Raw genomic sequence first — 9,891 nt, 5'->3', positions numbered from 1 at the left:
GGCGGGAGAGGGCTGGGGAGAGGGTGGCTCTATGGGCTGCACGAATTTATTTTCTCCTCAGAAACACAAAGCCACCCCCATCCTAACCTTCCCCCACTAGATGGGGGAAGGAACAGGATTGCTGATACGGTAAAAGGTCGTCTGAAAATTGGGATTTATGAATTTCAGACGACCTCATTCATCATCAGACCACACCAAACGCCGCAGTCGTCATTCCCACGAAAGAAGAGGTCGTCTGAAACCCATCTTTCAGACGACCTCTTCTCTTTCAAAAACGCTCTGCCCTAACCCCTAGCCTGCTTCTTGCAAAAAGCCTGCCAATGCGGCGGTGTCGAGGGCGATCATCAGTTCTTCGTTGGTCGGCACGACCAAAACAGCGGGGTTGGAACCTGTCGGGCTGATGATGCCTGAGTTGCCGTAGCGTTTTTCCATATTGGCTTTGGTGTCGATGTGCAGACCCAAATAGTCGAGGTAGGCGACGGTTTTGGCGCGGATGTTGCGTGAGTTTTCACCAATGCCGCCGGTGAAGACGAGGGCGTCTATGCCGCCGCAGGCGACCGACATCGAGGCGATGTATTTGGCGAGGCGGTAGGTCATGACTTCGAGGGCGAGGCGTGCGCCTTCGTGACCTTCGTCGGCGGCGATTTCGAGGGTGCGGCAGTCGTTGGAGAGTTCGGAGATGCCGAGCAATCCTGATTTTTTGTTCAGCATTTCATCGACTTGTTCGATGTTCATGCCGGCGTGGGCGGTCAGGTAGCTGTAAACGCCGGGGTCGATGTCGCCGCAGCGTGTGCCCATGACGAGACCTTCGATGGGGGTGAAGCCCATGCTGGTATCGACGGATTTGCCGTTTCGGATGGCGGTGATGGACGCGCCGTTGCCGAGGTGGGCGACGATCATGCGCAAATCTTCCAGCGGTTTGCCCAAAATCCGCGCGGCTTCGGGGGCGACGTAGCGCATACTGGTGCCGTGGAAACCGTAGCGGCGGAAGGCGTATTTTTTGCGCAATTCGCGCGGCACGGCGTAGGTGTAGGCGCGTTCGGGCATGGTTTGGTGGAACGAGGTGTCCATCACGCCGACGTTGGGCAGGCCGGGGAAGTGTTCCTGCGCGGCGAGGATGCCGCTGATGTTGGCGGGGTTGTGCAGCGGGGCGAGCGGGATGCAGGCTTTCAGTTCGTCAAGGACGTCTTGGTCGATGAGGACGGACTCGTGATATTTTTCGCCGCCGTGGGCGATGCGGTGGCCGATGGCTTTGATGCGGTCGTGCAGGCCGTGTTTTTCCAGTTCGTTCAACAGCATACCCACCGCGCCGGCGTGGCAGTTGCGGCCGGTCAGGGGAACTTGGCGTTTGTTGCCGTCTTTGCTGAAGGTGATGACGGCTTCGGGCGTGGTCAGGCGTTCGCCGAGGCAGCTTAGGACGACGCTGCCGCTTTTGCGGTCGATAACGGCGCCTTTGAGCGAGGAACTGCCGCAGTTCAGGACGAGGATGAGTTGGTCGGACATGATGATTCTCCTTGTAGTTTGTGGTTGTTTTTTTGGTGTGGGGTAGTCTGAAAAAGGATGGGCGTCGGGCGGGGTGCGTTTCAGACGACCTCTTTGGGCAAAGTGTATGCCGCATTTTCTATCGTCATTCCCGCGCAGGCGGGAATCCATATTTGCTAACAAGCAAGCTCTGATAAAAATCAGGAAACAGAATATCGACCGTGGATTCCCGCCTGCGCGGGAATGACGGCGGTTAGGCTATTCGGCTTTATTGCAATCCTTTATCAAATGTCGTCTGAAACAGTGGACAGTGATGTCCGTCCTACATGATTTCAAAAACAATCATCGGGAACGCGCACCCACCCTTCCATAATCACGCGCGCGCTGCGGCTCATGACGGCTTTTTTCACTGCCCAAATACCGTCCGAACACTCTGCCGACGCGCCGACGCGCAATGTGCCGGAAGGATGGCCGAAGCGCACTTCGTTGCGCATTCCGCCGCCTGCGGCGAGGTTGACCAGCGTACCGGGAACGGCGGCGGCGGCGGCGATGGCGACCGAGGCTGTGCCCATCATGGCGTGGTGCAGTTTGCCCATGCTCAGGGCGCGTACCAGCAAATCGATGTCGGCGGCGTTCACGGTTTTGCCGCTGGAGGCGGTGTAATCGGTGGCGGGGGCGACGAAGGCGACTTTCGGCGTGTGCGCGCGGGCGGAGGCTTCGGACACATCGTTAATCAGGCCCATTTTCAGCGCACCGTAAGTGCGGATTTTCTCGAATTTTTCCAGCGCGGCGGCATCGTTGTTGATGTCGTCCTGCAACTCTTTGCCCGTGTAGCCCAAGTCGGCGGCGTTCAGGAAAACGGTCGGAATGCCCGCGTTGATGAGCGTGGCTTTCAGACGGCCTATGTCCGGAACGTCCAGCTCGTCCACCAGATTGCCGGTCGGAAACATGCTGCCTTCGCCGTCGGCGGGGTCGAGAAATTCGATTTGCACTTCGGCGGCGGGAAAGGTAACACCGTCCAGCTCGAAATCGCCCGTTTCCAAGACTTCGCCGTTTTGCATCGGAACATGGGCGATGATGGTTTTGCCGATATTTTTCTGCCAGATTTTCACCGTGCAGATGCCGTCTGAAGGGATTTTGCCTTTATCGACCAAGCCCTGCCCGATGGCGAACGCGCCCACGGCGGCGGTGAGGTTGCCGCAGTTGCCGCTCCAATCAACGAAAGGCTTGTCGATGGAAACTTGCCCGAAAAGGTAATCGACGTCGTGGTCGGCACGTTCGGACTTGTCCAAAATCACCGCCTTGCTGGTGGACGAACTGGCGTTGCCCAAACCGTCTATCTGCTTGCCGTAGGGATCGGGGCTGCCGAGTACGCGCAACAGGATTTTGTCGCGCGCGCTGCCCGCTTCCCGCGCCGCCTCGGGCAGGTCGGATCGTTTGAAAAACACGCCTTTTGATGTGCCGCCGCGGTAGTAAACGGCGGGGATTTTGATTTGCGGCATTTTTGGATTCTCCTTATGTAGCGTGGGCTCTGCCCACGATTTTTTTTACCGTATCAATTTAGCCTTTATTTCGTGGGCAAAGCCCACGCTGCGCCCACTTTCCAGAAGTACATTAGGCTACCACTCCGACCAAAGCCGTTTGATTCCGCAAAGTGTCGGGGTTCACCCCAATCTACGGCTGCTGTGTTGTGATACGGCAGATTATTAAACCCCGTCATTCCCGCGCAGGCGGGAATCCAGACTTATCCGCACAGAAACTCATCGGATAAAAAGGTTTCCTCAATTCCACGTTCTGGATTCCCGCCTGCGCGGGAATGACGATTTACAATAGATGCCTGCCATATCGGGAATTACGTGAATGAGCAAAATGTTGAACCCGACCCACGCTACGTCTTGCTTTTCAGACGACCTCTACGCCACGTTCCCTTCCAAAAAATCCTGTGCAAACCGTTGCAGCACGCCGCCGGCTTCGTACACCAGCACTTCTTCGGCGGTATCGAGGCGGCAGATAACGGGGACTTCGACGGTTTCACCGTTTTTGCGGTGGATGACGAGGGTCAGGTCGCCGCGCGGTTTGCGTTCGCCGACCACGTCGTAGGTTTCCGTGCCGTCCAGTTGCAGGGTGTGGCGGTTGGTGCCGGGTTTGAATTGCAGCGGCAAGACGCCCATACCGATGAGGTTGGTGCGGTGGATGCGCTCGAAACCTTCGGCGGCGATGGCTTCCACGCCCGCCAGCCGCACGCCTTTCGCCGCCCAGTCGCGGCTGGAACCTTGTCCGTAGTCCGCGCCGGCGATGATGATGAGCGGCTGTTTGCGGTTCATATAGGTTTCGATGGCTTCCCACATGCGCATGGTTTCGCCTTCGGGTTCGACGCGGGCGAACGAGCCTTGGCGCACGCTGCCGTCTTCGTTTTTCACCATTTCGTTAAACAATTTGGGATTGGCGAAGGTAGCGCGTTGGGCGGTGAGGTGGTCGCCGCGGTGGGTGGCGTAGGAATTGAAGTCTTCTTCGGGCAAACCCATTTTCGCCAGATATTCGCCCGCCGCACTCGCCGCCAGAATCGCGTTGGAAGGCGAAATGTGGTCGGTGGTGATGTTGTCGGGCAGAATCGCCAAGGGGCGCATTCCCGTCAGGCTGCGTTCGCCCGCCAGCGCGCCTTCCCAATAGGGCGGACGGCGGATGTAGGTGGACATCGGGCGCCAGTTGTACAGCGGACTCGGGGCTTTCTGCGCTTTGCCGGTGTCGAACATCGGTACATACACGTCGCGGAACTGCTGCGGTTTCACATATTCGGCGACGACGGCATCGATTTCTTCGTCGGTCGGCCAGATGTCTTTCAGGCGGATTTCCTTGCCGTCGTCTGAAACGCCGAGTACGTCGTTTTCAATATCGAAACGGATGCTGCCTGCGACGGCGTAGGCCACCACCAGCGGGGGCGAAGCGAGGAAAGCCTGTTTCGCATACGGGTGGATGCGGCCGTCGAAGTTGCGGTTGCCCGACAGTACGGCGGTGACGTACAAATCGCGGTCTATGATTTCCTGCTGGATTTTCGGGTCGAGCGCGCCGCTCATGCCGTTGCAGGTGGTGCAGGCGAAGGCGACGATGCCGAAGCCGAGTTTTTCCATTTCAGGCAGCAGGCCTGCTTCTTTCAAATAGATTTCCGCCACTTTCGAGCCGGGGGCGAACGAGGTTTTAACCCACGGTTTGCGTTTCAGCCCGAAGCGGTTGGCATTGCGCGCCAAGAGCGCAGCGGCAACGACGTTGCGCGGGTTGGAAGTGTTGGTGCAACTGGTAATCGCGGCGATGATGACCGCGCCGTCGGGCATGAGGCCGTCTGAAGGCTCTTCGTAAGGCTTCGCCAGCCCTTTCGCCGCCAAATCGGCGGTGGCAAAACGCGCGTGCGGGTTGCTCGGGCCTGCCATATTGCGCGTTACGCTGCTCAAATCAAACTTCAACACGCGCGGATAAACGGCGGTTTCTAAGGCATCTGCCCACAGCCCTGCGGTTTTGGCGTAGGTTTCCACCAATTTCACCTGCGAATCGTCGCGTCCGGTCAGTTTCAAATAATCAATGGTTTGCTCGTCGATGGCGAACATGGCGGCAGTCGCGCCGAACTCCGGCGTCATGTTGGAAATGGTCGCACGGTCGCCGATGGACAGGCTTCTCGCGCCCTCGCCGAAAAATTCGACAAACGCCCCGACCACGCGTTCTTTACGCAAGAATTCAGTCAGCGCCAACACAATATCCGTCGCCGTAATGCCCGCCTGCCGTTTGCCCGTCAACTCCACGCCGACAATATCGGGCAGGCGCATCATGGACGCGCGCCCCAGCATCACGGTTTCCGCTTCCAAACCGCCCACGCCCACGGAAATCACGCCCAGCGCATCAACGTGCGGCGTGTGCGAGTCGGTGCCGACGCAGGTGTCGGGAAACGCCACGCCGTTTTTGACTTGGACGACGGGCGACATTTTTTCCAAATTGATTTGGTGCATGATGCCGTTGCCCGCCGGAATCACGTCCACATTTTCAAAAGCGGTTTTAGTCCAGTTGATAAAGTGGAAACGGTCTTCGTTGCGCCGGTCTTCGATTTCACGGTTTTTGCGGAACGCATCGGGGTCGTAGCCGCCGCATTCCACCGCCAGCGAGTGGTCGACGATAAGCTGCGTCTGCACCACAGGATTCACTTTAGACGGATCGCCGCCCTTCTCTGCAATCGCATCGCGCAAGCCCGCCAAATCCACCAGCGCGGTCTGCCCCAAAATATCATGGCACACCACCCGCGCGGGATACCACGGAAAATCGATTTCCTGCTTGCCTTCTATCAGCTGGCCCAGCCAGCTTTGCAGCGTCGGCAAATCGACTTTGTCCGCGCGGTTGACTAAGTTCTCCGCCAAAATACGGCTCGTGTAAGGCAGCTTGTCGTAAGAGCCGGCTTGAATGTCCTCACACGCCGCACGCGCGTCGTAGTATTCCAAATCCGTACCGGGCAGCGGTTTGCGGTAACGTTGGTTGGCAGCCATGTTCAGTTCTCCTGTGGATCTATTTTTCTTGTGGTTTGGGGTTTCAGACGACGTTTGTTGAAGGGGTCGTCTGAAACTTAAATATTTGGTTTGTAATGGGTAACAACGATATTGCACGTCGTCTGAAATCCGTTCGGCTCGCAGTTTTGGCGGAACCGTGAAAAAAGTTGCCGCGCTGCCTCCGTCATTCCCGCCGCGGCCTGTCCTCGCTTAGGCGGGGGCGGGAATGACGGCAGACGTTGCGGCTGTTTTTTCAGACGACCTTCTCTCTCGCATATTTCAACAGGTCGTCTGAAAAGCGAAACCGTAGGCGGGATTCAGTTTTCCGCGGGCAAAGCCCACGCCACACGTCGTCTGAAATCCGATTGGCGGTCTCCAAACCCTACGGTTGTTGTCCGTCTCAGCGTTCTTCAATCTCCACAAACGCCAAGTCTTCAGGGCCGGTGTAGTTTGCGCTCGGACGGATGATTTTGCCGTCTTTGCGCTGTTCGAGGACGTGTGCCGCCCAGCCGGTGGAGCGCGAAATCACGAAGAGCGGCGTGAACATGGCGGTCGGTACGCCGAGTTTTTGGTAGGACACGGCGGAGAACCAGTCCAAGTTCGGGAACATTTTTTTCTCTTCCCACATCACGCTTTCCAAGCGTTCGGCGATGTCGAACAGGCGCATGTCGCCCGCTTCCTGACTCAAACCGCGCGCCACTTCTTTAATCACGACGTTGCGCGGGTCGGAAATGGTGTAAACCGGATGGCCGAACCCGATAACGATTTCTTTGCGGGCGATGCGTTCACGGATGTCGGCTTCGGCTTCGTCGGCGTTGCGGTAACGTTTTTGGATGTCGTAAGCGACTTCGTTCGCGCCGCCGTGTTTCGGACCTTTGAGCGCGCCGATGGCGCCGGTGATGCAGGAATACATGTCCGAACCGGTACCGGCAATCACGCGGGCGGTGAAGGTGGAGGCGTTGAACTCGTGTTCCGCATACAGAATCAGCGAAACGTGCATGGCTTTAATCTGCGATTCTGTCGGGCGTTTGCCGTGCAACAGGTGCAGGAAGTGGCCGCCGATGGTGTCTTCTTTGCTTTCGACGTCGATGCGTTTGCCGTTGTGCGAATATTGATACCAGTAGAGCAGGATGCTGCCGAGGCTGGCGATGAGTTTGTCCGCAATGTCGCGCGCTTCGCTGTCGGGGTGGCTTTCGCGTTCGGGATGAACGCAGCCGAGCATGGACACGCCGGTACGCATGACGTCCATCGGATGCGTGTGCGCAGGCAGGCTTTCCAACACTTTAATCACGCGGATAGGCAGGCCGCGCATGGATTTGAGCTTGGCTTTGTAGGCGGCGAGTTCGAATTTGTTGGGCAGGTGGCCGTGAATCAACAGGTAGGCGACTTCTTCAAACTCGCATTTCTGCGCCAAATCAAGGATGTCGTAACCGCGGTAGCTCAAATCGTTGCCGGTGCGGCCGACGGTACACAGCGCGGTATTGCCCGCCGCCACGCCGGAGAGGGCAACGGATTTTTTCGGTTTGAAGGTCGGGGTTTCGGGGGTTGCAGTCATGGTATTTCTCCTTTGTGTTTTTATGGGTTTTGGGTTTTCAGACGACCTATTCAAGGTTGAGGGTCGTCTGAAAACGGTTTTTTACTTCTGAAACAATTTATCCAGCTTCTGCTCGAAGTCGTGATAATTCAAATGCTCGTAAAGCTCGGCGCGGGTCTGCATGGTATCGACAACCGCCGCCTGCGTGCCGTCGCGCATAATCGCCTCATAAACATTCAGCGCGGCCTTGCTCGCGGCGCGGAACGACGAGAGCGGATACAGCACCAGCGACACACCGTTGTCCGCCAGCTCGCGCTGCGTATAAAGCGGCGTCGCACCGAATTCGGTAATGTTCGCCAACACGGGCACTTTCACCGCGTCCGCAAATTGCCGGTACATCGCCAAATCCGTCATCGCTTCGGGGAAAATCATGTCCGCGCCCGCTTCCACGCAAGCCTGCGCCCGCTCGATGGCGGCATCCAAACCTTCCACCGCTAGCGCGTCCGTCCGCGCCATAATCACAAAATTCTCATCCACGCGCGCATCGACGGCGGCTTTAATGCGGTCTACCATTTCATCTTTAGAAACAATGGCCTTGTTCGGACGATGACCGCAACGCTTCTGCGCCACCTGATCTTCGATATGCACCGCCGCCACACCCGCACGCTCGAAGTTGCGAATCGTGCGCGCGATATTGAACGCCCCGCCCCAGCCGACATCAATGTCCACCAGCAAAGGCGTATCCACATTGTCCGTAATCCGCCGCGCATCAATCAGCACATCTTCCATCGTGGTGATGCCCAAATCCGGAATCCCGCACGAACAGGCCGCCACGCCGCCGCCCGACAGATAAACCGCCTTAAACCCGCTCTGCGTCGCCAGCCGCGCAAAATAAGCGTTCACACAGCCGACCACGGCAAGGGGATTCGATTCCTTCACAGCTTGGCGGAAACGGGTGCCGGCAGAAAGTTGGCTCATGTTAATTCTCCTTTGTAGATTAGATTTTTTTCAGTATCGACTCAACGGCCCAGTTTCCGCGAAACCCGAAACGAACCGTTCAAATAGAAACAATGGTTTCAAAACCGTTTTCAGACGACCTTTCAAAAACCCAAACCCATCAGGTCGTCTGAAAAATCAAAATCAATAAAAACAATCAGTTAACAACTTCAATACAAACAATTCGGCTAAGGCGGAGGTATAAGGAATTTTTAATAATTTTTAAATTCGGAAAGGAAATACAGTTGGAAAGACAGAATTTTCAAAACCCAAACCGTCCGCAGAAATGCAGAAACCCCGATTCGGGCGAAGAGCCGTCAGACCGCCGCGACTGCCCAAAAGCAGACGACGACGGATGCGGCAGAGATAGAAGACGATCTATAACAAGACGGAGAAGTTTGGTACAGATTCATGATAGGGTTCCTTTGTAGTGCGATGTAGTTTTTATTGGTAAGGGCAAATTTAAAAAATAATTTTCAGGCTGTCAAACATTTTTTCCAAAATATTTTTAAAAAATTCAATCATTAATGAACAATACTTCAGAAATAAAACCCAAAACCCAGCCTAGAAATAACCTAAATCCTTATCTGACAAAGCCTGCATCGCCCACAACCAATCATAACGATTTTAAACGATACTTCTTAAAATTAAATATAATTAATTCATTTTTCAGGAATTTTTGTTTAACCGCAAAAAACAGCATCCAAACCGCCCAAACCACCCGATTTTGCACCCACGCCCTTTTCAGACGACCAAAATTTAAATAACATTATGATTTAACAATAAAAATAATCTAATTTTAAAATGTAGTCGCGTGTAGTTTTAGATATAAAAAGGTCGTATGAAATCGTAACCCTATGATTTCAGACGACCTTCACACCCAGCCGTAGCATGGGCTTCGCCCACGAAAAAACAATGCCATGATTATCGCCCAGCTCGGGAACCAAGCCATCATCCCGTGGGCAAAGCTCACGCTACAATCCGCAGTAGGCATCGAACCGCCCTACCCGCCGCCGCGTTGAATTTGCACATCAAGGAAAGTTTTGTATTTAATGGGAAAGTTTTTTGCTTATCACAGACTCACGCTCATCCACCATAAAAGTTAAAAAAGGTCGCCTGAAACCCATAAACACATGGTTTCAGACGACCTCTCCCCCCCTGCCGTAGCGTGGGCTTCGCCCACGAAAAAACAACCCTATTTATCACCTGACTTGGAAAGCAAACGGTCAATTCCGTGGGCAAAGCCCACGCTACAATCCGTGGCAGTATTACGCGCCCTACCCGCCGTCCCGCCGAATTTACCTGTCAAGGAAGTTTTTGTGGTATTCAGAGACCTTTGCAAAATTCCCCAAAATC

General features: G+C 55.4%; 5 protein-coding genes. All 5 read right to left on the bottom strand.

Translation table 11 applies throughout. The features are described 5' to 3' along the window. Positions 1-291: 291 nt before the first annotated feature. The 5 genes from HMPREF2572_RS11180 to prpB all read right to left on the bottom strand — a co-directional run bounded on the left by HMPREF2572_RS11180 (position 292) and on the right by prpB (position 8,517). Positions 292-1,503 (bottom strand): acetate kinase, encoded by a 1,212-nt coding sequence (locus HMPREF2572_RS11180; RefSeq protein ID WP_039856234.1) that lies wholly within the window; start codon positions 1,501-1,503, stop codon positions 292-294. A 311-nt stretch (positions 1,504-1,814) separates the two neighbouring features. Beyond that, complete coding sequence (prpF, locus tag HMPREF2572_RS11175; RefSeq protein ID WP_070498691.1) at positions 1,815-2,984, bottom strand: 2-methylaconitate cis-trans isomerase PrpF; 1,170 nt, start codon at positions 2,982-2,984, stop codon at positions 1,815-1,817. 411 nt (positions 2,985-3,395) lie between these two features. Next, the gene (acnD, locus tag HMPREF2572_RS11170; RefSeq protein ID WP_070498689.1) at positions 3,396-6,005 is read right to left on the bottom strand and encodes a Fe/S-dependent 2-methylisocitrate dehydratase AcnD; all 2,610 of its coding nucleotides are present in this window, start codon (positions 6,003-6,005) and stop codon (positions 3,396-3,398) included. 400 nt (positions 6,006-6,405) lie between these two features. Beyond that, the gene (prpC, locus tag HMPREF2572_RS11165; RefSeq protein ID WP_070498687.1) at positions 6,406-7,560 is read right to left on the bottom strand and encodes a bifunctional 2-methylcitrate synthase/citrate synthase; all 1,155 of its coding nucleotides are present in this window, start codon (positions 7,558-7,560) and stop codon (positions 6,406-6,408) included. 81 nt (positions 7,561-7,641) lie between these two features. Continuing rightward, complete coding sequence (gene prpB, locus HMPREF2572_RS11160; RefSeq protein WP_003779818.1) at positions 7,642-8,517, bottom strand: methylisocitrate lyase; 876 nt, start codon at positions 8,515-8,517, stop codon at positions 7,642-7,644. Positions 8,518-9,891 lie beyond the last annotated feature (1,374 nt).

Source organism: Neisseria sp. HMSC064E01 (assembly GCF_001808875.1).
Classification (GTDB): Bacteria; Pseudomonadota; Gammaproteobacteria; order Burkholderiales; family Neisseriaceae; genus Neisseria; species Neisseria sicca_A.
Note: the sequence above shows the minus strand (reverse complement) of the source record. Positions and strands in the feature narration are given on the sequence as shown.